At 51.9% G+C, this 25,874-nt stretch carries 14 protein-coding genes; 4 read left to right on the plus strand and 10 right to left on the minus strand.

From position 1 onward, the window contains the following. Window positions 1-250 precede the first annotated feature (250 nt). The 4 genes from ACS5NO_RS19120 to ACS5NO_RS19135 form a co-directional block, all read right to left on the minus strand. Complete coding sequence (locus ACS5NO_RS19120; protein WP_439416629.1) at window positions 251-1,567, minus strand: vanadium-dependent haloperoxidase; 1,317 nt, start codon at window positions 1,565-1,567, stop codon at window positions 251-253. Between the two features lie 5 nt (window positions 1,568-1,572). Continuing rightward, the gene (locus ACS5NO_RS19125; RefSeq protein WP_439416630.1) at window positions 1,573-4,917 is read right to left on the minus strand and encodes a VCBS repeat-containing protein; all 3,345 of its coding nucleotides are present in this window, start codon (window positions 4,915-4,917) and stop codon (window positions 1,573-1,575) included. A 108-nt stretch (window positions 4,918-5,025) separates the two neighbouring features. Continuing rightward, a complete protein-coding gene (locus tag ACS5NO_RS19130) occupies window positions 5,026-6,612 on the minus strand; it encodes a SusD/RagB family nutrient-binding outer membrane lipoprotein (RefSeq protein ID WP_439416631.1) in 1,587 nt (528 codons plus the stop codon). A gap of 10 nt (window positions 6,613-6,622) precedes the next feature. Further along, a complete protein-coding gene (locus ACS5NO_RS19135; RefSeq protein WP_439416632.1) occupies window positions 6,623-9,727 on the minus strand; it encodes a SusC/RagA family TonB-linked outer membrane protein in 3,105 nt (1,034 codons plus the stop codon). Window positions 9,728-10,306: 579 nt separating this feature from the next. Between ACS5NO_RS19135 and ACS5NO_RS19140 the strand changes: the two genes are divergently transcribed. Further along, window positions 10,307-11,881: an FG-GAP repeat domain-containing protein gene (locus tag ACS5NO_RS19140; protein WP_439416633.1), complete on the plus strand. Its 1,575-nt coding sequence runs from the start codon at window positions 10,307-10,309 to the stop codon at window positions 11,879-11,881. Window positions 11,882-11,962: 81 nt separating this feature from the next. Here the strand turns inward: ACS5NO_RS19140 and ACS5NO_RS19145 are convergent, their stop codons facing one another. The 4 genes from ACS5NO_RS19145 to ACS5NO_RS19160 all read right to left on the minus strand — a co-directional run bounded on the left by ACS5NO_RS19145 (window position 11,963) and on the right by ACS5NO_RS19160 (window position 19,788). Continuing rightward, a complete protein-coding gene (locus tag ACS5NO_RS19145; RefSeq protein ID WP_439416634.1) occupies window positions 11,963-13,561 on the minus strand; it encodes a SusD/RagB family nutrient-binding outer membrane lipoprotein in 1,599 nt (532 codons plus the stop codon). 20 nt (window positions 13,562-13,581) lie between these two features. Then, window positions 13,582-16,905 (minus strand): SusC/RagA family TonB-linked outer membrane protein, encoded by a 3,324-nt coding sequence (locus tag ACS5NO_RS19150; protein ID WP_439416635.1) that lies wholly within the window; start codon window positions 16,903-16,905, stop codon window positions 13,582-13,584. Between the two features lie 344 nt (window positions 16,906-17,249). Beyond that, window positions 17,250-18,023, minus strand: a complete 774-nt coding sequence (locus tag ACS5NO_RS19155; RefSeq protein ID WP_138992047.1) for an SDR family NAD(P)-dependent oxidoreductase — start codon at window positions 18,021-18,023, stop codon at window positions 17,250-17,252. Between the two features lie 97 nt (window positions 18,024-18,120). Continuing rightward, window positions 18,121-19,788 (minus strand): UxaA family hydrolase, encoded by a 1,668-nt coding sequence (locus ACS5NO_RS19160; RefSeq protein ID WP_439416636.1) that lies wholly within the window; start codon window positions 19,786-19,788, stop codon window positions 18,121-18,123. Window positions 19,789-19,910: 122 nt separating this feature from the next. On the opposite strand from ACS5NO_RS19160, the gene ade reads away from it, so the two are divergent. From ade to ACS5NO_RS19175, 3 genes are all read left to right on the plus strand, one after another. Beyond that, complete coding sequence (gene ade / locus ACS5NO_RS19165) at window positions 19,911-21,557, plus strand: adenine deaminase (RefSeq protein WP_439416637.1); 1,647 nt, start codon at window positions 19,911-19,913, stop codon at window positions 21,555-21,557. Window positions 21,558-21,708: 151 nt separating this feature from the next. Then, complete coding sequence (locus ACS5NO_RS19170; RefSeq protein WP_124873068.1) at window positions 21,709-22,299, plus strand: RNA polymerase sigma factor; 591 nt, start codon at window positions 21,709-21,711, stop codon at window positions 22,297-22,299. A gap of 113 nt (window positions 22,300-22,412) precedes the next feature. Further along, complete coding sequence (locus ACS5NO_RS19175; protein ID WP_439416638.1) at window positions 22,413-23,684, plus strand: replication-associated recombination protein A; 1,272 nt, start codon at window positions 22,413-22,415, stop codon at window positions 23,682-23,684. A 4-nt stretch (window positions 23,685-23,688) separates the two neighbouring features. On the opposite strand, the gene ACS5NO_RS19180 is transcribed toward ACS5NO_RS19175, so the two are convergent. Together ACS5NO_RS19180 and ACS5NO_RS19185 are read right to left on the minus strand one after the other, a co-directional pair. Next, window positions 23,689-24,858 carry a hypothetical protein gene (locus tag ACS5NO_RS19180; protein WP_439416639.1) on the minus strand — a complete coding sequence of 390 codons (1,170 nt, stop codon included), beginning with the start codon at window positions 24,856-24,858 and terminating at the stop codon, window positions 23,689-23,691. A gap of 40 nt (window positions 24,859-24,898) precedes the next feature. Further along, on the minus strand, window positions 24,899-25,849 hold the full coding sequence (locus ACS5NO_RS19185; RefSeq protein WP_439416640.1) for a DUF2157 domain-containing protein: 951 nt from the start codon (window positions 25,847-25,849) through the stop codon (window positions 24,899-24,901). Between the last annotated feature and the right edge of the window lie 25 nt (window positions 25,850-25,874).

Consider the following 25,874-nt stretch of genomic DNA (forward strand, 5'->3'; position numbering starts at 1 on the left):
AAAAAATACAGTATAGATAATAAATAAATACGTTTTATTACTTTCCAAAGGTCAAGTTTTACGAAATCTATATTTCCAGGTTCAGAATATTATTATTGCGATAACCGGAATAACCCCGATTTTCCAAAGTCAAAAAAGTTCTCTAAAAAATACAGCGAATATTTTGGAACAAGCCGACGCGATCAGCCCGCAGGCGGGTAATTGAGGCAAAACAGAGGGATACAAACCAGCGATAAGGCGGGAAGGGGCTTCAGAGCAGAGGTTTAATACCGGCTTTTTTGATTTTCGATACTACGAAATTGCCGATGGCTTTTCCCTGCGTTTGTCCATTCTCAATCGCATCGCGGAAATGAATTCCGCCGTAGAGCCGCGAGATGGCCGCTTCCTCGGCGGCTTGCCGGAATGACTTAAAATCGCGGGTGGGCAGTTCAAACAGGACTTCGGTATCGTCCGTAAACGAAAAGTTATCGCCGATCAGGTACGTCAGCACTTCGGCCACGGCGGTCGAAATGACGCTGTGACCGCTGGTGTATTCCGGAAAGGGTGGCGTCTGCAACAACGGTTGCCAGCGCGCATCGATGGAGCGGTTGATGACGGTTTCGGGTCGTACGCGGTTGCTGCGGTATTTTTCATCCCAGCAACTGATAAAAGCGTCCATCAACGTGGCGGCAACCAGCCAGTGGGCCTGGAGCGTTTTGTCGAAATCCAGTTTGGCTTTCCGGGTCGCAATGCTCGTAATGTTCATCCAATGGCCTCCCGGACTGATTTTTTTAAAGCCAATCGACATGTGGCCGGAAGTGTTGATGGCGAAGGGGTTGCAGTCCCAGTACGAGGCAATAAACCGCTTTTTTTCATCCAGATTTTTCCCTTCCCGGTACACTTCGTAAGCCAGTTTGTAGAATTCGCTGGTGGAGTCCTTGCTAAAAACGACGGGCGGTTTGGGGGTAAACTGCGTACAGGAATCGATGAACATCGGGCGGATGGTTCGCCAGTGGGGTTCGATGGCTTCGATGTAACCCGGCGGGGTTGGATACCAGAATTGGTCGCCTTTGGCGGGGCGGTGGCGCAGGCGGGTGCTTAATTTCAGGTAATTATCGGTAGCGGCAAAGGCCGTTACTTTTTTGGCCACTTCCTGCGCAACCGCAATCGACGGGTTGATAACCGCCTGGTCGTACCCTTCTTTCCGGAGCGTTTCTATCAGCTTTTTCTGCTCATCTTCCAGCATATAGCCCGAGGGAAGCATCAGCCGACCGGTTTCCAGCACGCAAAAAAGGGCAGCAATCCGGTAGTTGTAAGCACCTTTAGATTCAATGACTATCTTTTTATGGCTACGAACCAAAGCCGCAGGGGCTGTGAAAGCCGTATTGTGCTGCGCCATAATTTCATACGCCCCCAGTAAGCTGTAGGTATAAAACCGGCTGGCAGCCGGCGGATTGGCCACATCATGAATCATCACCATCGTCACCGCGAAAATCGTGGGCTGCAAATGACGCCCCAGATCCGGCCTGGTCTTTTGCCCCTGCACCGAATGACAAACCAGGAAACCAAGCAGGAATAAATACCGCATGACAATCATTTTTTGTAAACCTGAACCGGTTCGTTGAAAGCCCCGATTACCAGATATTTTTGCTGCTTTACCTGCAATTCGACCACCGCTTTGACATCCCCAATCACCGATAAACCGGCTTTTGGTTGACTCACGTAAGAAAAACCGCCTTTCCCATCGCCTTTCAACAAACAACCATAATTGGCATCCAGGCTGCCAATTTTCAGCCGATTATCGGATTTGTTTCCCAGCAGCAGGACATCCATAAAACCGTCGTGATCGAAGTCTTCGACCAGTGATTTGGTCACCGGAGAAAATTGGGCCGGCAGCGGCAGAATATGCTTCTCAAACTGGCCATCTTTCGCCAGAAAACAGACGGAACGGCATTCTGTAACCGTCATTTTTTTGGCTTTCGCCAGGTCATCCGCCGAGAAAATGTCGTTGATCGTCGCCGTCGAATAGTCTTTGTAGTACCCAAATTTCCGGCGCATGGGGAAGATTTGGTCGTTCAGTTCATCGCGGCTGACAAACGGATAGGACGTTCCCTGCACATAAAAACTGAAGAACGGATCAATGGAACCGTTGTTATCAAAGTCGGCATACACCAGCTCGGCGGGTTCTTTTTTCGAGTATTTAAGCTGCGAATTGATGCCCAGATTGCCGGCGATAATGTCTTTTATACCATCACCGTTTACATCGGCAACAGTGATCGAAAACCAGAAACCGTTCTCTTCTTCCGGGAAGTAGTGAGCGGTTTTATCCACGAAACCGTCTTTGGTATTGGCAAACACTTTAATCGGCATCAATTCCCCACACAGAATCAGATCCTTGCGTCCATCGCCATCCAGATCTTCCCATTGGGCATCAGTAACCATGCCGATGGTCGAGAACGGCGTTTTTACGGTTTTAAACTGCCCTTTCCCATTGTTTTCCAGCAAATAGGAAGCGGGCGGTTCCGGATACCGCCCCGGAATAACCCGCCCGGCGACAAAGAGATCGAGATCGCCATCGCCGTCGTAATCCACCACCCGCACACAGGATTTACTGCTGGCCGTCAGCACCGGTAAAGCTGTCGTAATCAATTTTAAATTGCCTTTGCCATCGTTGATATACAGGACATCCTGCAATGACGGCGTGTTGGGTTCAAACAGCGAATAACCGCCTTTGGCAACGTATAAATCATCGTAACCATCGCCATTGGCATCGAAAAAAACAGCCGCCGAAAGCGCCGAAACGTTCTCGTCTCCAATGGTTAATTCTTCGATTTTCTGAAACGTTCCGTCCGTTTGCTGCAACCAGATTCTGCCGTTGGTATTTTTATCCCCGCCAATGAAAAGATCGTCCAATCCGTCTTTATTCACATCGCCTTTCGCCAAGACCGGCCCGACCTGCGAATACATAAACAGCATCAGCGGCTGGCGTTTGAAATCATTTTCGTTATAGCCTTCGTGAAGAAAGGAAATGATCTTCTCGGTCTTTTGAAAAATACCGGGTTTGTTTTTCTGAGCCGCCACTCCTTTCGACTTTATAGCGTTCGGGGGCTGCGTGACCGTGAGAATTTGATTTGCAGCCACTTGTGACAATCTTTGTTCGGTTTGATCGGGCCAGATCACCTTGATGGAATCAACCATCGTGGCCTGATCGAGACCAAAATGCAGCCGGGCCGATTGCGAAGACAGGTAACCCCGAACCGGCTGTTGCTCCTGATACTGCAACCCGCCTTGGGTATAGACCGTTACTTTGGCTCCTACCGCCTGTTTATTCTTGCCCGCCGAAACCAGTTTGAGCTGAATGTAAGACGTTTTTAGTTGCTCCCGGCCCAAGTTCTGGTATACAAAAGCGGGTTCGTTGATGTTGTTGACGATCAGTTCCAAATCGCCGTCGTTATCCAGATCTGCATACACCGCCCCGTTTGAAATCGAAGCGGTTTGAAACCCCCAGTCAGTTTGTTTATTCGCAAAAGTCAGATCCCGGTTATTCTTGAAGATATAATTAGGCAGTTTGGTCGATGGCATGGCCCGGATCAAATCCATGAGCTGAATCGATTCGCGTTTGATCGCTTTCTGCACTTTGTAATCACCCCAATATTTTAGAAAATCCTTGTTGGTATAATCGCGCAAATACCCGTTGGTGATAAACAGATCTTTGTAACCGTCGTTGTCAAAATCAGCCAGCAAAGGCGCCCAGCTCCAATCCGTATTCGAAACACCGGCGGCCTGTGCAATTTCGCTGAAGGTTCCGTCGCCGTTGTTCAACTGCAACATGTTGCGCATGTATTGCTTGTAGAGTTTTTGCTGGACCATGAGTTCAAACGACTCGTAATTTTCCTGAAGTTGCAGCAGTTTCTGCCGCCGGTTGTCTTCGGGTAACATGTCCAGTGACATAATATCCGGCAGACCGTCGTTGTTGTAATCGGCAATGTCGATGCCCATCGAAAACTGCGCCAGATGCCGGAAATAGTGCTGGGTTTCGTCTTTGAACGTACCGTTTTTCTGGTTGATGTAGAGGTAATCCGATTCGTTGTAATCGTTGGTGACGTAAATATCGGGCCAGCCATCCTGGTTCACATCGGCAATGGCCATACCCAACCCAAACGTGAGCGGATACTGGTGAATACCGGCTTTTTTGGTGACATCGACAAAATGGTTATCCCGGTTTTCGTAGAGTTTATTCCCGGCCAGTTCATCCACTTCATTCCGCAGTTTGGCCAGTTCCATGTTGTCGTATTTCTTCACATTGTGATTCAACAGCATCATGTCCAGGTCGCCGTCATTATCAAAATCGAAAAAAGCCGACTGGGTGCTGTAACCCGGATCATCGAGACCGTATTGCCTGGCCTGTTCGGCAAACCGCACCGATCCATCGGACGAAACACCCTGGTTGATAAACAATTGGTTCCGGCGTTTATCATCCTCTCCTTTCCCGGAATAACAGACATAGATATCCAGCAGACCATCGCCGTTTACGTCGGCCATGCTGACGCCGGTTTTCCAGCCGCCCGACCGGCCACCCAAGCCCGGCGCAGCGGTTTTGGTGATGTCTTTAAATTTCAGTCCACCAAGATTCAGGTAGAGTTTGTTGGGTTTCAGGTTGGCCGTAAAAAACAGATCATCCAGGCCATCGCCGTTCAGATCGCCGACGGCGACACCGCCCCCGTTGTAAAAATACTCGTAGGATAAGACGTTCAGGCTTTCGTTTTCGTCGATGTCGTTGCTAAAATCAATGGCGGTTTGCTTCGGAGTAAGAAGTTGAAACAGGGTCGTTTGGGCTTGCAATAAGGTTACCGGGATACACAACAACAGTAGCCCTACCACCCATACTATTTTAAAACCGGATGCGCACCTTTTGTATTCCGAGCCGAGGACAATCATGGTAGCTTAAAACGAAAAACTTCAACAGGAGAGGTTGAAGTTAAGGTAATTTCTGAAACAAATAAAAAAAGGGAAGGTACCACCCGGTAGCCTTCCCTTTTCTTCAACTTACTTATCCCACCATACCCGGCCGGTGAGCAAATCACCACCCGTCAGGCGGCCAACCGCTTCGGTATAACTGGCTTTGTTGTTGATGATTTCCGTTGAGAGGTAAATCATGCGTCTTGGAATGGTGGCATTCGTCACATTCCCCGGATAATTGACCGGCGTCAGCGTCGGATAACCCGACCGGCGCCAGTTGATCCAGGTTTCAACGAAGTCCATGTACGTGCCCGTTGCCAGCCAGTACTGCGTGTTGATGGCATTCAGCGAGGCTTCCGTCGACGTCACGTTCAGCGGATTCGCGGCTACGTAAGCGGCTGCGGCTGCGGGCGTGATGGCGGCCGTGGCATCCAGTTGCGAGAGCGACGTCATGGCGGCCGTTACACCATTGGCATAATGCTCGGCGGCCGTTCCCGGCACGTTCCAGCCGCGTACTTTAGCTTCGGCCAGCAACAGTTCGGTCTGCGCATAGGTCATCGTTTCGAGCGTGCCGTTCCGTTTCAGATAAACCGAAATGCGTGGCCGGGAGTATTTCCCGAGGGGTGCCACGTCGTTGCCGGTGCCGGTCGCTCCCGGATAACCCGCCGAGGTTCTGATGTCACGGGCACCCCCGCTCAGGTCGTAGCCATTGGGCAGTCCAATCTGAACAGCGGGATCGTTGACCCCTACCAGCGTCTGAAGCGCGTTGTTGGCCAGACCCGGCTGTGGCACTTCGGCAATGGCACTCAAACGCGGATCATTGGTCGTTTTCAGGGCGTCGATGAAGGTTTTCGACCACCGCAATTCCCGGAAATCATCCGCAACCTGGTACACGTTGAAAATCCCGGACGTCGCATTATTAGCATCCGATACGATTCTGGCGTTGTCTTCATTGGAAGTAAAAACGCCCCCGGTAGCGGCTTTTTCAGCCCAGGTTTTCGCCGTGGCCGGATCGACTTTGGTCAGGCGCATGGCCGCGCGCAACATCAGCGAATAACCCAGTTTTTTCCACTTGGCGATGTCACCCGCGTAGTACAAATCACCGGTTGGTTTCAGCTTCGTGGCATCCAGAGCCGCCGTTGCCTGTTCCAGTTCGGTCAGAATGGCCGTATAAATCGACTGCTGCGTGTCGTATTTCGGATTCGCGATTCCTTCTTTTACCTTGAAGGCTTCGGTATACGGAATATCGCCATAGACGTCGGTGGCCCGCTGCATGTTCATGGCCTGCATGATCCGGCCGACGTTATAGAGGTTGGTATATTGTTCCTTCCCCTTCGTCAGGTTGATCATTTCGGCCAAAACCGTACCGATGCTGTAAGCCCGGCTGAACAGACTGCCTTGGTAGCTGGTCGAGTTCTGGGTGTTTACATACTTGTCACCATTCCCGTAGTAGGTAAAGGTCGACGCCAGAACCTGCATCGAGGTGCTTTGGTACAAAATCCCATCGTAACCCAAATTGATGTACGACATCTGGGCGTTGGGCAAAAAGAAGTTCGGATCCCAGGTTGACTCACTCGACCGGGTCGGGTCGGTGTTGATTTCGTCAAATTTATCGGTACAGCTTGTCGCACAAACCAGCAACAGAGCCGCTATATAGATTGAAGTTTTCTTCATGGTTTTTCAATTATTTTTTGAACCGGGCATTGAGGGTGAAACCAAACGTTCTGGTCGAGGGCAACTGGGCACCTTCCGTTCCGGCATAGCGCAGGTCGGACGAGAAACCTGCTTCCGGATCAAAATTTTCCGTGTGTCTCAGCAGCGTAGCCAGGTTACGGCCCACCAGCGACAAAGAAATGTCTTCAAACGGCAGTTTGCTTCCCGTAAACCATTTTTCCGGCAGGTGATAGCTCAAAACAACCTGACGCAGTTTGATGAAATCGGCGTTAAACACATTCAGTTTCGAGATGTTGGTCACCAGCGCCGGGTAGTAGGTGTACGCCGGTACGTTCAGCGTATTGGTTTCACCGGTTGCCAATACGCCCGAGGCTACCACGCCGGTTTCACGACCTTCGAGGGTCATCTTGTGCAAACCGTCCACGATGGAATAGTGATTGGTGGCCGACAGTACTTTCGCCCCGAATTTGTAGTCGAACAGGAACGACAGCCCAAAATTTCCGTAGTTGAAGCTGTTGTTTAAACCGCCATATACTTTCGGAATAGCCGAGCCCATGGGCGTTAGTGCGCCCCGTTCCGGAACGCCATTGGCACCGATGATGACCTGACCGTTGGCGTTGTATTTGTAGTCATACGCCATCACCTGCGCAGCCGCCATGCCTTTAACGTGGGCAATGTTCCCGTTCAAAGGCCGGTAGGTTCCCAGACCGAGTTGCTGGGTTCCGCCGTCACCGTCGATGTCTACAATCGTGTTTTTCACATTCGTGATGTTGAACGACACATCCCATTTAAACGATTTGTTCACGATGGGCGTACCGGTAATCAACAACTCGATCCCGGTATTTTTGGTCGAACCCAGGTTCAGCACCCGCGACGAAAACCCGGTGGTTGGCGACAGCGGACCACTCACGATCTCATCTTTGGTCACCCGGTTGAAGTAGGCAAAGTCGATTCCCAGGCGGTTCTGTAAGAACTTGGTTTCAAAACCGAGTTCAAACTCCGTCAACCGGAACGGTTTCAGGTCGAGATTCGGCAACTGGGAGCTAAACCCACCCTGCGGGATGCCGTTGATGGTATTGCCCAGGGAATAATACTGGCTGGTCAAATAGGCATCGAAGGCTTCACCGCTCGTTTGGGCATACGAAGCTCTCAGCTTACCAAAATCCATCGAACGCACTTTGAGTAATTCCGAGAACACAAAGCTGGCCGATACCGAGGGCGCAAAGATACCCCGGTTGGCGGCAGGCAGCGTGGAGTACACGTCGTAGCGGCCCGTCGTCGACAGCGTCAGGAAGTTTTTGTAGTCCAGATCCGCCGTGTAATACGCCGACTGTACCTGCCGTTCGTTGAAACCGTACGACTGCCCTTTCGTCAGGGTGTTCGACAGCGTATACAGGTACGGAATGCTCAGGCTACCACCCGAAACGCCCACACTTTCAAACTTGTTTTTACGAAGGTTGGCCCCGAGTGCCACATTCAGGCCCAAATCCGGCGTAATTTTCCGGTTGATACCCAACAGACCGTCGACGTTCATTTCATTCCGCTGTTCTTTGCTGTTGCTGACACTCCCCAGCCGCGAATAAGCCGTTCCGTACGGCGTAACGCCAAAGCCGCCGTCGTTGATCAGGTCATACCCCACCCGGCCCTGCAGATAGATCCAGTCGTTAAACTGATATTTACCGGTGATGGCCGAAATCAGGCGTTTCCGTTCCAGTTTACTTCTGAACTGATTGACCACAAACCAGGGGTTGGTTTTGTAGGTATCATCGCTGAACGTCAACTCATTGCCGGTAACCGGATCGTAGCCGGGTTTCAGCGCGTTCTGGTTGAAGCTCGTGGCCAGCAGAATAATCCCGTAGTTCGGATTCTGGGGGGCGTCACTCAAACCGGGGCGGTTGTTGTCCTGCTGATCGATGTAGTTGGCCATCACGCTCACATCGAATTTCTCCGTCACTTTCTGATTAACGCTCAGGTTGATGGTTTTCCGTTTCATGCCACTGTTCCGAACCGTTGCTTCGGCATCCATCGACGACAGGGACAAGCGGAAACTCGTCTGCTCATTCCCGCCCGACATCGCCACGGTGTTCGTCAATGTGGCGGCTGTCCGGTAGAAGTTCTCAATGTTGTCTTTTACCGGCGAATACGGATACTGTTTGCCATCGAACTGGGTGTAGGGCGCGCCGTCCATTTTCTCGCCCCAGCTATAAATCCCGGAGTTGCGGGCGCTGTTGACATCAGTTGGCCGTTTGCCCTGGGTACCCTGCCCATACACATACTGGAAGTCCGAGAAATCGATCACCTGATCGAATTGCATGTTTCCGTTGTATTCCACCGAAAGACCGGAGTTTTTGCTGCCGCCTTTGGTCGTAATCAGAATAACCCCGTTGGCCGCCCGTGTACCATACAGGGCCGCAGCCGTTGCTCCTTTCAAAACCGTCATGGTTTCAATATCGTCCGGGTTGATGTTGGCAATCCCGTCACCGTTGTTGTTTCCGCCCCACTCACCGGCGTTTCCGCGCGAGGAGTTGTCCATCGGGACCCCATTGATGACAAACAGAGGACTACCACCGCTGAAGTTGCTCACCCCCCGGAGGTTGATCCGGGATGACGAACCAGGACCACCGGTTCCGGGCGTGATGCTCAAACCAGCCACCCGCCCCTGCAGGGAGTTGATAACGTTGGTTTCCCGCGCCTGGTTGACCGAAGAAGCATCGATGGTCGTTACGGAATACCCCAGCGAACGCGTGTCCCGCTTGATCCCCAAAGCCGTTACGACGACTTCCTCCAGCGAAGCATCGCCGGGTTGCAACTGAACCTCGATGTTTGAGCGGTTTCCGACCGCAATTTCCTGTTTTGCGTAACCAATATAGGAAAACACCAGAATGGCGTTATCGTCGGGAACCACAATGCGGAAGCTTCCATTTCCATCGGTGTTGGTGCCTCGTGTCGTTCCCTTGATGGTGACCGTTGCGCCAGCCAGCCCGTTCCCTTTCTCATCCGACACCTTTCCGGTAACTGCTTTATCTACAGCCAATGAAGGTGAAGCCGCAAAAAGTAGCCAGGCTCCGGCAAAGACAAAAACCTTTAAGCAGGTTTTAAGTAGTTTTTGTTTCATAAACTTCATTATTAGGATTGTTTTAGGTGAATATAAGTAAAAAGCGCATACGATTCAAGTAGGAAAACAGGAGGTTAACGTGCCGATTTTCAGGCCATTATAGCCCCGAAAAAGCGACTCGACTTCTAGAAATTACTGAAAATGATAAAAAAACAGGCAGAAGATTCTGTACGATGGGTGATTAACTGCAAAGATATTCCTTTTTTAAAAAATTTAATAATACCGCCATTAATTTTAAATTAATGTTGATATTATACAGTTCACCGTTGAAATTACCCGGAACGCATCATGTCCGTCTCAACATGCACACTATTGCACTTTAATAACAAAAATGCAGCAATTTTGCCCTTCAACTCGTTCCCCATTGGTACTTTAGAAATTTCCAGTCTCTCTGACGTTTATAGCCGGGATTTTTCGGAATGGTTGAAGAGTCCCGGAATTTTCATGTTCTGGTTCTGCCATTCACAAGTCAAAAAAAATAATTAACAACCTAAATTTTTGCAGTGTGAACCTTACAAAACCCGGATTAGACTATCTTCCTGCCGCATTTGCCACTTTCATTCCGCAAACCACTACCGAATGCCTTTCCTTCAAACCGGTCTGTTTTTTTTCATTGCTCTCTGGGTATCGTCATTTTCTTTCGTTGAAAAAAAGCCTGAGACAAGTTTTCAACGCAGAACTGCAGGCGGAGCCGATTCCATTTCCGTTGGCAAACAACTGGCCCAGCGCCATTGCGGAAGCTGCCACCTGTTTCCGGAACCGGCTTTGCTGGACAAAAAGACCTGGGTCACGGGGGTACTTCCCAACATGGCGATGCGGCTGGGGATCAAACTGCCAGGTCAGGATACGCTAAAACCGCTCTCGCCCGAGGAGGAAAAAGCCGTCGCCCATCTGACTATTTACCCCGAAACCGCCCTGCTTTCGGCAGACGAGTGGGCGGAAATTGTGCGGTATTACGAACGTCTCGCGCCCGCCGAACCGTTGCCCCAAAAGTCTTACCAATCCGTTACCAATCAGCTTCCGTTGTTCAAAGCGCGGGAAATTGCATTGGGCGATAAGCCGGTTCCGCAAACGACCTTGCTGAAGTATGACAAAAATACCAGCCAGCTTTATGTGGGCGATGCCCAGAACGCCCTGTATGTGCTCGGCAATCCGCTGCAAGCTGGCGATGCGTTCCTGAATGATACCTGGTGGATCGATACCGCCCCAACGGATATTGACTTTCCCAAAAATGCCGCTCCCCGTCTGCTCACCATCGGCATTTTCAGTCCGTCCGACCAGCACCTCGGGCGACTCATGACGCTGGAACGGGCGTCCAAACCGGGCTCCTCCCCCATCAACATCCGGGACCTGCCCCGTCCGGTGCAGTTTGCTTCCGGCGACCTGAATGCCGATGGAAAAGAGGATGTGGTCGTCTGCGGTTTTGGGAACAACGCGGGAAAGCTGTTCTGGTACGACGGTTTCGAGCCGACCAAAGAACACGTTCTGAAAGCATTACCCGGCGCCCGAAAAGTGGAGATTGCCGATTTTAACCGCGACAAAAAGCCCGACATCATGGTTGTGATGGCCCAGGCCCGCGAAGAAGTCGTTATTTTTTATAACCAGGGAAACGGGCGGTTTAAGGAAAAAACCGTGTTGCAGTTTTCGCCCCTGTTCGGTGCCAGCTACTTTGAACTCGCGGATTTTAACCGGGACGGTTTTCAGGATATTCTGCTCACCAACGGCGACAACTGGGATTATTCATCCGTCAACAAAAATTACCACGGCGTGCGGATTTACCTGAACGACCGGAAGGATAACTTCAGAGAAGCCTGGTTTTATCCGCTCTACGGAGCCAGCAAAGCCATCGCCCGGGATTTTGACCAGGACGGCGACCTCGACATTGCGGCTACTTCTTTCTATTCCAATCTGGCCCAGCCCGATCAGGGCTTTGTCTATTTGTCCAACGAAGGCCGGCTGAACTTCAAACCGTTTACTACCCCGGAAGGTGCTCATGGCAAATGGCTCACGATGGAAGCCGCCGATTTCGACAAAGACGGTGATGTTGATCTCGTGCTGGGTTCGTATTTCCACACGGTTGGCGAAATGACCCAGTTGATTTTTAAGGGTATTCTATCGTTTCCACAACTGCTGGTGCTGGAAAACCGGAAGTAATAAAACCGTCTCTCCATAAACAAAGAGAGGCAAACCCGTGGGTCTGCCTCTTTTGTAAGTACTAAGTCAAGCTACCGGAACTTATTTCACATCCCAGAAAAGCTTGGTTTTCAGATTATCCGCTGCTTTTATGGCCGCATAGTTCACCGCATTGTAGGTGATTTCGTTGCCCGGAATGGTCCATTTCACTGGCGGCAGCGTCTGGTTATTGGCGTTATCAACCTGGAAGCTCAGAACCGGCAGGTCTAACCGACGCAGATCGGCCCAGTTTTCATAGGGTTGAACCACGTTGTAATGCAACCATTTCTGGGTAGCGATCAGGCTCAGTTTCTGAGCATTCGTCGTTGCTTTTGCCCAGCTTACGCCATCACCCGCAATGTAGGCGGCAACCGAAGCTGGCGTTGCGGCCGTCGGAATGGTTGAACCCGTGATCCCGGTGGCGTTGGTCAGCGACAGAATCTTGTTGTAGAATTCCACTGACTGCGTAATCGCCGTTTCGTATGCGGTTTTGGCTGATGCATCATTGTTCGTCCGCAGGTAATATTCTGCCTTGATCAGGTTCATCTGCGCAGCGTTGATGATCACACCGGGGAAAAACTGGTTGTGGCTCGTGGTATACCGGTTGTAAATCGCCAGTTGACCGGCATTGAACTGAGCGGCCTGAACCGCTTCGGTCGCCAGGGGATCGATGCCAATAAACTTCCCGGCGGCATTCAGACCCGGTTCAAATAGGATAGGCAGACGCGGGTCCTTGTTGGTGTTCATGTGGTCGATCATCGCCTTGCCCGCGGTGTTTCCGTACCAGCCGTCTGATGCCAAACCGCCCTGAAACCCTTTCGAGTTGATGTCGGTGTTGATGTCGAAAACATTGATCTGTATGTTCTGCGCGTTGGTTTCCACAATCGGATAGGTGGTGGCGTTGCCCAGAATTTCAGCGATCTCGGTGTTGGAGCGGGTTTTCATGCTTTCCACATCCGATACTCGGTTCAGCAACCGCAGCCGCAGCGAGTTGGCGTAGCGTTTCCAGGCCGTGATGTCGCCTTTGTTCAGGAAATCCTGCGTCTGAAACGACTTCTGATACCCGGCATTCAGCGTGATGCCGTTCAACTCGGTGGCAATGCGTTTCAGGTCATCCAGCAGAAAAGCATAAATCCCTTCTGCCGTATCGAATTTCGCCAGCGAAGACGCGTATTCACCACCGTTCGTGCTCAACATGCCGGCTTCCGAGAACGGAATCGCGCCGTGTACATCCACCAGGCGCTGCGTTTGGTCGTAAACGTAAATCGCAGCCGCCAGCATGAAAATTTTCCGGTCGGCCTGCTGATCGGCGGGTCTGGAAGCGTAGATTTTCTGCAATTCGCGGTACTGCGCGAGCATGTTGTAGTAGTTGTACCACACGTTTTCGACCCCTGCCGAACCTGGAACGTAGAGACCGGACTGATTCAGCCGACCAATCGCCTGGGTATACGGATTCAGCGAAAGCCGCAGGGTTGTAAAATAGTGCGTGTAGCCCGGCAGAACATACTCGCGGTTGGCATACAGTACCCCGGTAAATTGTTTTTCAACGGTCGACTCGGCAATTTTGGCCGGATCGGGATAGGCTTCGGCAAACTCGGATTCCTTACAGGATACGGTTCCCAGCAGAAGCCCGGCTAAAGCGAATATGGCTATTTTTTTCATTTTCAGTGTTGCGTTAAGAATTAGAAACTGGCGCGAAGCATGACCCCCATGGTCCGGAACGATGGGTTGTTCCCGGCGTTGTTGATGTTATCCGACCATTTCGTACTGGCGTTGGTCTGTTCGGCATCCAGGTCTTTGATGGTCCGGTAGAAGAAGAACAGGTTGCGGCCAAACACCGACAGCGTCAGGTTCTGGGTTCCGATTCGGCGGGTAATGTTGGCCGGAATCCGGTAGCCCAGGGAGATTTCCCGCATTTTGATGTAGGAATTTTCCTTGACGAACAGTTCGTACCGGGCATTGCCGTATTGCGGGCCACCCCAGTTGTAAGTTGCATTGTAATAGGTCGCCTGCGAAACCACGTTGGTGTTGGCTTCCCCATTGGCCAGTACGCCCTGCATCAGCATCCCGTCGTGATAAACCACCTCGCCTTTGGGGCCGGCAGCAGCCGTAGTCTGAACCCCTTTGCCATTGGCATCTTTGTAGTAACTCAGTCCACCGCGTTCCTTATCCATGGCGGTCAGGCTTTCTTCGGTCAAACCGCGTGAGGTCAACCAGTTGATCCCCGTCGGCATGATGTGACCGCCAAACCGGAAATCAGCCACCAGATCCAGATTGAATCCTTTGTAGTTCAGGCTATTGATCAAACCACCCGTCAGTTTCGGCATGGCGTTTCCGACCTTGATCCAGTTGGCACCATCCAGTTGGTACAGCCCATTCGGGCCAACAATACCCTGTCCGTTCGCATTTTTCAGGATCCCGTGGGCATAAATATCCCCCATCGGTTGTCCGACCACCGACCGCAACTGGGCCGCATTGCCATCGTAATCCGCATGAATCAGTTCTGTCGAGCTGTTGGCCAGTTTTTCAACCTTGTTGCTGTTCTTCGCCAGGTTCAGCGTAATGTCCCAGTTGAAAGCATTGTAGCCTAATCCTTTGATCGGCGTTGCATTCAGGGCGAGTTCCAGCCCCTGGTTCCGCAGCGTACCGATGTTGGCCAGAACCGACCGGGCACCTGAGCTGGCGGCAATCGTCAACGGCAGAATCTGATCGACGATCTGGGCGTTGTAATAGGACAGGTCAAATCCGATCCGGTCTTTCAGGAACCGGGCTTCCAGACCAAATTCAAATTCACGCTTCTGCTCGGGACGGATTTTGTCGTTCCCGTAGGAACTGTTGATCGTCGTGTAAAGAACGGAGCTTCCGCCGGTTTGCTGGAGGCTCAGGTTCCCCTGGCTATAGGCATTGTTGGCGCTGTAAATCGGCGGGTAGTTCCCCACAATCCCGAACGACGCCCGCAGTTTCCCGTAGCTAACCACCGTAGGCAACTTCAGGAAGTCGCTGAAAACCAAACCGGAGTTAACGGAAGGATAGGTAAAGGCATTGTTGCCGGTGATCAGCGTGGAGGTACGGTCCCGGCGAATCGTGCCTTCCACAAAGAAGAAGCCTTTGTAATCAAAATTCAGCGTTCCCAGGTAGGCATCCCGAACGTAGCGGTCGCGGGTGTTGCTGCCGTTGGGGGTGTTTACCGAAGCTGAAACATCGAAGAAATTTTCCGTACTCAACCCGCCGTTGGTCGAACGGCTGATAAACGTATTCAACTGCTTGTTGGCCGTATACCCCGCCATGGCGGTCAGGTTCATGTCTTGGTTCAGCTTTTGCGTATAGGTCAGCAGCAGGTCCCCGTAGACGTTGTTATACAGTCTGTTTTCCATGGAGAACGATCCCGAATACCCGAAGGCCAGCGGAACGGAGCTGCGTTGTTTGTCTTCCAGCCGTTCTGAGGTAATGTCGGTTCCGATCCGGCCCCGCAGCTTCAGGTTGTCCAGAATGTCGTAGTGCTGCGTCACGGCAGCGATCACGCGGTTGCTATACTCGTCGTAGGTATTGGCACGGGTGCTCCACACGTAATCCCCGATATCCGACTTGAAACCGTTCCGGATGATGTTCTCACTCGGCGTCAGACTCTGGTTGGTACCGGTTACGAATTTGTAGCCCTGGCTGGTTTGGTATTTATTAAAATACCAGTCGGCCGATTCGAAACGGTTCATCATCCCCGTAAAGTTATTGATCATGCGATCCACTTTAAACGGGCGGTTGTGCGTATACTGGTTGACATAATTCACCATCAAATCCGTCCGAAGCTTTTTGTTCAGGCTAAAGGTCGTGTTCAGGTTCATGATGTTCTTGCTGTTCTTCGCGCCGTAGCTGATCATCCCGTTATCCTGGCGGGTGTAGGAAAACCGCAGGTTGGAATTGTCCGTTGCCTTGGAAATCGACAGGTTGATGTTGGAGCTGCTGGCGTTCTGGAACAAGTCCGCGTAGCTGTTTTTGGAAGGCGAATACGGCCGGATCACACCGTCGAACGCCATCACCGGTTGTCCATCGAACTTGGGTCCGAAATTGACCGTGGCATTCAGCAGACCCCGGGTGTCACCCACGCCATCGCCGTTGGTGTCGTAGGAGATGAAACCGTTGGCATCCTGGCCGCCGTTAAGGTAATTCAGCATGTAGCCCGGACCCCGAACATCCTGATACCGGGGCAGATAAGCAATTTTATCGACGCTATAACTGGCGTTAAAATCAACGCCTAATCCTTTTTTCCCTTTTCCGGTTTTGGTCGTCACCAGCACCACCCCGTTCACGGCTTCCGAACCGTAGAGGGCAGCCGCCGAAGCACCTTTCAGAATCGAGATGTTTTCAATATCCGCCGGGTTCAAATCCAGCAAACCGTTCCCCCGAATCCGTTGGTCTCCCCAATAATCCGTGTTCCGGACTTCGCCATTCCGGATGGGAATACCGTCCATCACGATCAAAGGCTGGGTATTGCCGGTAATGGAAGCAAACCCGCGAACGCTGATGCTGACCGCACTGGTGGCACCACCCGGTGTTGCGTTGATGACAACACCCGGGGCTTTTCCGTACAGAGCGGTAGCAAAGTTCGGAGAAGCGGCTTTGACCAGCGCGTCGTTCTTGACCACCGTCGTCGCATACCCCAGCGCCCGTTGTTCTTTCGTAACACCCAAAGCCGTCACGACCACTTCATTGATCATGGTCGCGTCTTCAGTCAGTGCGAGGTCAACTACCGACCGGTTGGCGATGGCGACTTCCTGCGTTTTGTAGCCGATGAAGGAGAAAACCAGCGTTCCGTTTTTACTGGCGGAAAGACTGTACTGGCCGCTGGCATCGGTCGTAGTCCCTTGAGACGTACCTTTCACTACAATGGATACGCCCGGCAAAGGCTGGCCATCGGTGCTTGCCGTAACCTTCCCCGTAATCGTCTGGGCGAAGACGGGTGAACTTACCATCAAAAGCATGACGATAAGCCTGAGTAGATTTTTTGACATAAAGGAGATGTAGTAAGATGGAAGTAGAAGAAATTTAACACAAGATTAATAATTTTTTTAAATATAAAAGCCCATTATATTAAAAAATATTATTAAGTCTCAGCCGGATTGGTTTTGGCTGATCTGACAATCGGGTGCTATCGTCCTGAGCCTGCATTGATTGATACGACAAGCAATAAAAATATAGCAAAAAAATGAGCCTGACAAATTATATGAAGACCAAAAAGCCAGGACGAGGCAGAGAGGAAATCACCAGCTACTACCGGTAACATCGTCCTCTCTACCTCGTCCCGGCTCCCCCGTCTTTCGTCTCTTGTCTTTATTCTCAACTCTTTACGCTCCCCTCAATTATTCAACCGCACAAAACCGCCGTCGATGGGGTAATCGCAACCGGTGTTAAAACCGGCTTCGTCCGAACACAGGTATAAGGCCAGCGCGGCAATTTCCACCGGTTTGGCCATCCGGCCAATGGGCTGGGTAGCCGCCAGTTTGGCAAACATCTCGGCTTCCTGTCCGGGGTACGTACGGGCAATAAAACCGTCAACAAACGGCGTATGTACCCGGGCCGGCGAAATGCAATTGCAGCGAATGTTGTGTTTCAGGTAATCTTTGGCCACCGAAAGGGTCATCGATACCACCGCGCCCTTGGTCATCGAATAGGCAAACCGATCCGGAATCCCGACCGTGGCAGCAATCGACGCCATGTTCAGCACGACGCCCCCGCCATTGGCTTTCAGGTGCGGAATGGTGGCATACAGGCAATTGTAAGCCCCTTTGACATTGACCGTAAACACCCGGTCAAAATCGGCTTCCGTCGTGGTTTCAACGGTTCCGATGTGCGAAATACCGGCGTTGTTGACCAGAATGCTGATGGCTCCACCAGCGGCAATCCGGTCAATCACCTCGACAACCTGCGCCTGATTGGACACATCGACAGCATGCGCGTGCGCCCGTCCACCGTTGGCATTGATCTCCTCAGCGACCTGCCGGGCCAGGTCCGCATTCAACTCCAGAATATGAACCAGCGCACCCGCCTGCGCGAAGGTCTGCGAAATCGCCAGCCCAATTCCGCTGGCCCCACCTGTGATGATGGCAACTTTATCTTTTAGACTAAACATAGTTAATTGTGAATGAGTGAATGAGCGAATGAGTGAATGATAAATAGCCGGGTTCCTGACACACTATTCACTCATTCTATCATTCACTCATTCAAAATTAAAGGGAAACGCCCCGCTTCCAGGGGATAAAATCGTCCTGACCCAGTTGCTGGGCTTTGGTTTTGACTTCGCCACTGGCGAGCCGGATTACGTATTCGAGCAGTTCTTCGGCATTTTGCTCGATGGTTTCTTCGCCTTCGATGATCGGGCCGCTGTCGAAGTCGATGACGTCAGGCATGCGCCGGAGCAAGGCGGTGTTGGTCGAAATTTTCACTACGGGGCAGATCGGATTACCCGTTGGCGTTCCCAAACCGGTCGTAAACAGAATGATGTTGGTGCCGGAACCAGCCATACCCGTCGTGGCTTCCACGTCGTTTCCGGGCGTACAGAGGAGGTTCAAACCGGGTTCGGTGGCGGGTTCGGTGTAATTCAGAACATCAGCAACGGGTGACGTCCCCCCTTTTTTGGCCGCTCCCGCCGATTTGATGGCGTCGGTAATCAACCCATCGCGGATGTTGCCCGGCGAGGGGTTCATATCGAAACCAGAACCAACGGCCTCCGCTTTCGCCGAATAGTCCTGCATCAGGTGAATGAATTTCAGTGCTTTCTCTTCTGAAGTCGCACGATTGATCAGTTCCTGTTCCACCCCGTTCAGTTCCGGGAATTCCGCCAGCACGGTTTTGGCACCCAAAGTGACCAGAATATCCGACAGATGCCCGATGGCCGGGTTGGCCGAAAGGCCCGAGAAACCGTCGGAACCGCCACATTTCAGACCAACGGTCAGGCTGCTCAAAGGAGCTGGCTGCCGTTCCAGTTTGTTGGCTTCAACCAGTCCCAGGAACGTTTCGCGGATCGCGTTGGTCAGCATGGCGTATTCGGTGCCGTCCTGCTGTTCAAAAATCAGCATGGGCTTGTTAAACTTCGGATTGCGTTTCCGTACCTCGTCTACCAGCATCGAGGTTTGCGTATGCTGGCAACCCAGACTCAACACCGTGACACCGGCCACGTTGGGGTTGTTGATAAAACCGGCAAACAGGCCACACAGGGCTTCGGAATCCTGGCGTGTGCCGCCACAACCCATTTCGTGCGTCAGAAACTTGATGCCGTCGATGTTTTTAAAAGGCCGCTTGACAACGGGTTCATCCAGCGTGCGCACCTGCGACGGATCGAGAAAAGCTTCCATTTTATGAATCCGGTCCATATCGCCCACTTTATAGAGCTGCAGCAATTCATGTACCTGCTCCCGGTAAATCTCCGATTGGGCATAGCCCAACTCCCGCTCGAAAGCATCTTTCAGAATCAGGATGTTGCGGTTTTCGCAAAAAACGAGCGGCACCACAAGCCAGTAGTTGGCGGTTCCCACCATACCGTCGGCGCGGTGGTAGCCCATGAACGTCCGGTTGTGCCAGGCCGACACGTCGGGTTGTTGCCAGGTGTAGGGCTGTTTTTTGTCGATTCCGTACTGATCAGCGTCGTGTTTGAGGTTGAACGTCGTGATGGGTTCGCCCCGTTTGATAGGTTGTGTGGCTTTTCCAACCAACACGCCGTACATAATCACCGAGTCACCGGTTTGCAGATCTTCGGTTACAAATTTGTGTTTCACCCCGACCCCAACCGGTAGGGTATACGTTTGTCCCTCAAAATCAACCTGTTCGCCCGACTGAAAATTTTGCAGGGCCACAATTACGTTATCGGCGGGGTGTACTTTCAGAAGTTTATGCTGCATAGTTATAAGAGTAGGAATAACATCCGGGGCTGATCCATCAGAATCCCGGTTTATTTCAAGAGACAAAAGTCTGTGAATTATCACTAATATTGAAATAAAAAAATCAAGATTCTTCCCTATTCATGCAAGTTTCCGGCAATCTCCTTAATCTTTTCGACCGCACCATCCGTTTCAGCCAGTTGACCATTGAGCAGGGCCGGATTCACCAAATCGACGAACTGGGCCCCGAACGTCCCGGGGAACCGTATCTCCTGCCCGGTTTTGTCGATGCCCACGTTCACATTGAAAGCTCACTGCTCACGCCCGCCCAGTTTGCCCGGCTGGCGGTGGTTCACGGCACCATCGCCACGGTGTCGGACCCGCACGAGATTGGAAACGTTCTGGGTGTCGAAGGCGTGGAATATATGATTGCCGACGGCAAACGCGTGCCGTTCAAATTCTGTTTTGGTGCTCCCTCCTGTGTACCGGCCACCCCGTTCGAAACCGCGGGGGCCACCATTGGCGTTCGGGACGTCCGGCGGCTGCTGGGACTGAAAGAAATTGGCTATCTGGCTGAGATGATGAATTTTCCGGGCGTTCTGCACCAGGACCCGGACGTGATGGCCAAAATTGCGCTGGCGAATGCCTTCAACAAGCCCATCGACGGCCACGCACCCGGTTTGCGGGGCGACGATGCCCAACGTTACATCGACGCCGGTATGACCACCGACCACGAGTGTTTTACGTACGAAGAAGGGCTGGACAAAGTGCAGCGGGGCATGGCTATTCTGATTCGCGAGGGAAGCGCGGCCAAAAATTTCGAAGCGCTGATTCCGCTGCTCGCCGATTTCCCGGACAAAATCATGTTCTGCTCCGACGACAAGCATCCCGACAGCCTGGTGGAAGGCCACATCAACCAACTGGTTAAACGGGCGTTGGCAAAAGGACACGATTTATTCAACGTTCTGCGGGCGGCCTGTCTCAATCCGGTGTTGCATTACCGCCTGCCGGTGGGCCTGCTACGGGAAGGTGATCCGGCCGATTTGATCGTTGCCAGCGACTTACAGGCGTTTACGATTCTCAAAACGTATAGCAATGGCGTTGTGGTAGCCGAAAATGGAATTTCACTATTGCCGGATTTGCGGAGTGAACACGTTAACCGGTTTAACTGCCTGCCGAAAAAACCGCTTGATTTTGAAGTGTCGTTGGATCAGCAACCGGGTCACTTACAAGTTATTGAAGCACTCGATGGGCAGTTAATTACCAACAACCTTCTTCTCGCTCCTACGCTTCTGGACAACCGGGTGGTGGCCGATGTGACGCGGGATATTCTAAAAATAACCGTCGTGAACCGCTACCAGGACGCGGCCCCGGCCGTGGCTTTCATCAAAAATTTCGGCCTTAAAAAAGGCGCGATTGCTTCTACCGTCGGGCATGATTCCCACAACATCATCGCCGTGGGCTGCGACGACCACAGCATTAGTCAGGCCGTTAACCTGGTTATCGAAGCCCGGGGCGGGTTGAGTGCCGTTGCGGAGGCAACCCATCACCACCTTCTCCCCCTCCCCATTGCCGGTTTGATGACTGATACCGACGGCTATGCCGTTGCGGCTACGTACACGGCCATCGACCGCTTTGTGAAGGATGAACTGGGAAGCACGCTGGCTTCACCGTTCATGACCTTGTCGTTCATGGCTTTGCTCGTCATTCCCTCCCTCAAACTGAGTGATCGCGGCTTATTTGATGGACAAAACTTCCGGTTCACTCCCATTATGATTAAGCGGTCGTAAAACCGTATGCACGCATACTAAAATAAAAAAAATCCTATTTATACAAGTTTTTGTAAAAAAAAGCCCGAACTGTTTTTATTAACAAGTTTTGTTAATAAGTTTACATTCTGTAGAAAGAGTACTTTCTGTTGACCCATCCTAAACCTCTACTATGCCTCGCTACCGCACCCCATCCGGTATAGACGAAGAGCAACTCTGGGATCAGTTCCGGAGTGGCGATGAAGTGGCTTTTGCCCGGCTTTATAAGGAATATGTGCAGGTGCTGTATCACTACTGCGCCCACTTCACCGCCGACCGGGCATTGATCAAAGACTGTATTCACGACCTGTTTGTCGAATTGTGGAAACACCGGCAAACCATCGGTCAGACCACCTCAGTCCGGTTTTATCTGATGGCTTCGATCAAGCGAAAACTGGTTCGCCATCTGAACGCCGAGATGAAATTCAGTAGCCAGGACGATGTGGAAAACGACCGCGAATGGCTCCCCGGCTGTGCGCCGTCCTACGAATCGACACTGATTTCGTACGAAGAAGACGACCACGTCAACTCCTGTGTGGCCAAAGCCATCGAAAAACTCCCCCGCCGTCAACGCGAAGCCGTTTATCTGCGCTATTATCAGAATTTGAGCAACGAAGAAATTTCGTCGCTGATGCAGATCAACATCCAGTCGGTTTACAACCTGATTTTCGGCGCGTTGACCAATCTGAAAAAATACATCTCGCCCGAAAAAGTGGTTCTGTAACGGACAGCATCCTGGCCCTGCGGTTCTAACTATTGCTTGTCGTTTGAAGTTTACCCAATACGGTTACTTACCTTTGTAACCCAAACCGGTATACTTCAAACGGCAAATTCTGCATGAACCCGATTACCACACCCCTTCCCGAACGGATGCGCCCCCGCACCCTGGATGACGTTATAGGCCAACAAAAACTAATTGGCCGGGGAAGCGCCTTACGCCGGGCCGTCGAAGCCAACCGCATTCCGTCGATGATTTTGTGGGGACCGCCGGGCGTCGGAAAAACGACACTCGCCCAGTTGATCGCGGAAGCCACCAAACGCCCTTTTTTCAGTTTAAGCGCCATCAGCGCGGGTGTCAAAGAAGTCCGCGACGTGCTCAGCCGCCCTTCGGGTTTGTTCCCTCCCATCGTTTTCATTGACGAAATTCACCGGTTTAACAAAAACCAGCAGGACGCGCTGCTCGGTGCGGTCGAAAAAGGGACCATTACGCTGATCGGGGCCACCACCGAAAACCCGTCGTTCGAGGTCAACTCGGCTTTGCTGTCGCGTTGTCAGGTGTATATTCTGGAATCGCTCGGTGTCGACGAGCTGAAACAACTGGTCGACAACGCCGTTTTGAAAGACAGCTACCTCAAAGAAAAAAACATCACCGTTGCGTCCTACGATGCGCTCATGCGGATTTCGGGGGGTGACGGCCGGAAGCTCCTGAACCTGCTGGAGATGGTCGTAACGTCCCGCCCGGACAATCAGGAGATGACGATCGATGACGAACTGGTGACGACCGTTGCCCAACACCAGATTGCGCGGTATGATAAATCGGGCGAACAACACTACGACATCATTTCGGCCTTCATCAAATCCCTGCGCGGCAGCGACCCCAACGGCGCGTTATACTGGATGGCCCGGATGCTGGTGGCGGGTGAAGATCCTGAATTCATTGCCCGCCGGATGTTGATTCTGGCCTCGGAAGACATTGGCAACGCCAACCCGACGGCGATTATTATGGCTACAAACGCCATGCAGGCCGTGAAAGTTATCGGCTTTCCCGAATGCCGGATTGTACTCTCGCAGGTGGCGGTGTATTTAGCGACGTCGCCAAAAAGCAACGCCAGTTATGTAGCGATCAATGAAGCGATGGCGCTGGCCGAGCGGACGTCCGATCAACCCGTGCCACTGCACTTGCGCAACGCGCCGACCAAACTCATGAAGCAGATTGGTTACGGCAAAAACTACCAGTACGCGCACGATTTTGAAGGAAATTTTGTCCAGCAGAACTTTTTACCCGACGAGTTGAAGGGAACGAAGTTGTATCAGCCGGGTCAGAATGCGCGGGAGAATGAAATCCGGAAGCAGTTGCAGCGTTGGTGGGGTGAGTGGTACGACTATTGATCGGTCAATACCGGTCCCCGCTGCCGCCACCGCCAAAATCACCACCGCCAAACCGCATATCATCTTTGGAACCCGGATGCTCCGAAGTGGCCTGAACACTCGCCAGCAGTTCGGCATTGATCAGGAATTGGTTGGGTGAATCTTCATCGGGCCGATCCGTAAAGTTTGCGCGGGGTACGCGCAGATACCGAATCAGGAAAACCGCCACCAGAATGAGCGACAATCCGTTGACCGCCAGATAAACTTCCAGCGAAAACAGCGGGTGAAAATACCGCCAGGTGGCCAGGGCCAGTCCCCAGCCGATGGCACTCATGATCAGTAACGGGCGTTCTTTCTGACGGAAACCCAGGTAAAACAAGGCAATCGGAACCGCGATGGTCAGGGTCCAGAAAAGGCCCGCCCAGGCAATTTCGGGGGCTTCGGCGGGTCGTCGGTCCATCATCCAGTAGTTCAGTTCACGAACGGCATAGTAGTTACAACTGATCAGTAACAGACTCAGGGACAGCCACTCCAGCAGAATAAAATTATCCCGCCAGTACACCATTTCGTCCCGGTCTTCATACAGCCGGGCCAGTACATACAGTCCCGCCGAAACGCCCATCAGCACAAACGGCAGGATCTGTTTCCCAAACGAAAATTCCAGTATAAAATCGAAAAGGGCTACGGCCAGTGTTACAAAAGCCGCTAACGTCAGAAGCAGATCGCTGTAGTACCAGACGCCGAGCAGAATCAGTGGTAAGCTGATGAAACAGTATTGCCAGAGCGGCATATTGTCGGGAAACAGACCGATTACCCCCACAATGACGAGTGCTACAGCCGCAATAATCAGTGCATTGTCAGTACCGGATCGGTAGTGTTTCCGGCTGTTGATCAGGTGACCCGCCAGAAATCCAATGGCGGTGCCGAAACCGATGTTGAAGAAATGGTAAAACAGATCGATTTCAAAGAGTTTTGACAGGAGTGTTGCCAGCAGGAAGTACCCGCCACTGACGGCGACAATGGAAAACACAAACAGGCCGATTTCAATAAAACCGTTGGATTCGTGAAAACCGACCGGATAGTTTTCCCGGATCTGCTGCATTTTTGCTTCATCAAACAGACCCTGGCGTTGCCAGCGGGCGGCCTGTTCGGTGATGTGTTTGTTGCGAACCCAGTTTTCGTTGTAGGCTTTCATCTTGACAAAGGGTGTGGAATACGTGCGGAAACGGTCACAGTCAAACTTTCCGGCTTCTTGATAAATAGGCCGTAATGCCAATACCAGTAATAATCCAGTAGAGGTACGTCGCTTCGTCGCGCAGGTGCAAATAATGGAACACCAGATAGGTTACGCCAATGTACCCATAAAATGTACTCATCAGCAGGAACAGAAACGAATGCTCTTTTCGGGCGTACCAGTCGAACGCAACACAGGCAACGGCCAGTGCGACGGCAAACAGCAGATCCTGTTCTTTAAAATTGAACAGCCCGGCCACAAGCGCCACCAGCAACAGGTTGCCCGCAAATGTTAAGGTGGTTAGGGTGAAATGCCGTTTGATCCGTTGCCGATCCAGCACCAGTGCCCCCGCCATGAGCACCAGACTCAGCACGATGGCCGAAAGCAAAACCGTCATATCTCGCAGGTTGCCCTTGAAGTAAAACTCCAGCGGACGAACCGTCACCCCAATCCACGAAATCAAAGCCGTAAGTCCCATCGCCAGCACACCCCGGTGGTCGAACAGATACGCCAGCGTCAGAAACAGGATGGCGGGCAAAAAAGTTACCAAACCGTAGCGGGTACCAAACAGGTTATATTGGTATTGCAGGTATCCTTCCAAGGTCAAAAAAAGCAGGCAACCCAGCAACAGGGCGTAATCGCCAAACGGCGAACGACTGGGTGAGTGAGCGATGGTGAGTGGCCCTTTGAAACGAATGGCAAACGCAAAACAGGCCGCACAAACCACCGCGAGCGCCAGAATCAGCAGGTTGTGGCCGATCTGGTCGATGTATCTGTAAATCAGCCAGCCCGTTCCCGTCGTAAAAAGCAGAATACCGGCATAGAGCAACGACCGTAATTCCCAATGTACCGAAAACAGTCTCTGGTCTTCAACCGACTGGATCACAACGCGTTGTTTCTCATCAAGCAAGTGCTGATCGGCAAGTTCCTGCAATACCCTTTTCGGGGACATATTAGCGAAAAATAGTGTTAATAGT

The sequence above is a fragment of the Larkinella fluvii genome (genome assembly GCF_051857545.1).
GTDB lineage: Bacteria > Bacteroidota > Bacteroidia > Cytophagales > Spirosomataceae > Larkinella.

Bases quoted from the DNA above. Each gene is read 5' to 3' on its own strand.
- ACS5NO_RS19120 (WP_439416629.1), bottom strand. From the start codon at position 1,567: ATGCGGTATTTATTCCTGCTTGGTTTCCTGGTTTGTCATTCGGTGCAG.
- ACS5NO_RS19125 (WP_439416630.1), bottom strand. From the start codon at position 4,917: ATGATTGTCCTCGGCTCGGAATACAAAAGGTGCGCATCCGGTTTTAAA.
- ACS5NO_RS19130 (WP_439416631.1), bottom strand. From the start codon at position 6,612: ATGAAGAAAACTTCAATCTATATAGCGGCTCTGTTGCTGGTTTGTGCG.
- ACS5NO_RS19135 (WP_439416632.1), bottom strand. From the start codon at position 9,727: ATGAAACAAAAACTACTTAAAACCTGCTTAAAGGTTTTTGTCTTTGCC.
- ACS5NO_RS19140 (WP_439416633.1), top strand. From the start codon at position 10,307: ATGCCTTTCCTTCAAACCGGTCTGTTTTTTTTCATTGCTCTCTGGGTA.
- ACS5NO_RS19145 (WP_439416634.1), bottom strand. From the start codon at position 13,561: ATGAAAAAAATAGCCATATTCGCTTTAGCCGGGCTTCTGCTGGGAACC.
- ACS5NO_RS19150 (WP_439416635.1), bottom strand. From the start codon at position 16,905: ATGTCAAAAAATCTACTCAGGCTTATCGTCATGCTTTTGATGGTAAGT.
- ACS5NO_RS19155 (WP_138992047.1), bottom strand. From the start codon at position 18,023: ATGTTTAGTCTAAAAGATAAAGTTGCCATCATCACAGGTGGGGCCAGC.
- ACS5NO_RS19160 (WP_439416636.1), bottom strand. From the start codon at position 19,788: ATGCAGCATAAACTTCTGAAAGTACACCCCGCCGATAACGTAATTGTG.
- ade (WP_439416637.1), top strand. From the start codon at position 19,911: ATGCAAGTTTCCGGCAATCTCCTTAATCTTTTCGACCGCACCATCCGT.
- ACS5NO_RS19170 (WP_124873068.1), top strand. From the start codon at position 21,709: ATGCCTCGCTACCGCACCCCATCCGGTATAGACGAAGAGCAACTCTGG.
- ACS5NO_RS19175 (WP_439416638.1), top strand. From the start codon at position 22,413: ATGAACCCGATTACCACACCCCTTCCCGAACGGATGCGCCCCCGCACC.
- ACS5NO_RS19180 (WP_439416639.1), bottom strand. From the start codon at position 24,858: ATGAAAGCCTACAACGAAAACTGGGTTCGCAACAAACACATCACCGAA.
- ACS5NO_RS19185 (WP_439416640.1), bottom strand. From the start codon at position 25,849: ATGTCCCCGAAAAGGGTATTGCAGGAACTTGCCGATCAGCACTTGCTT.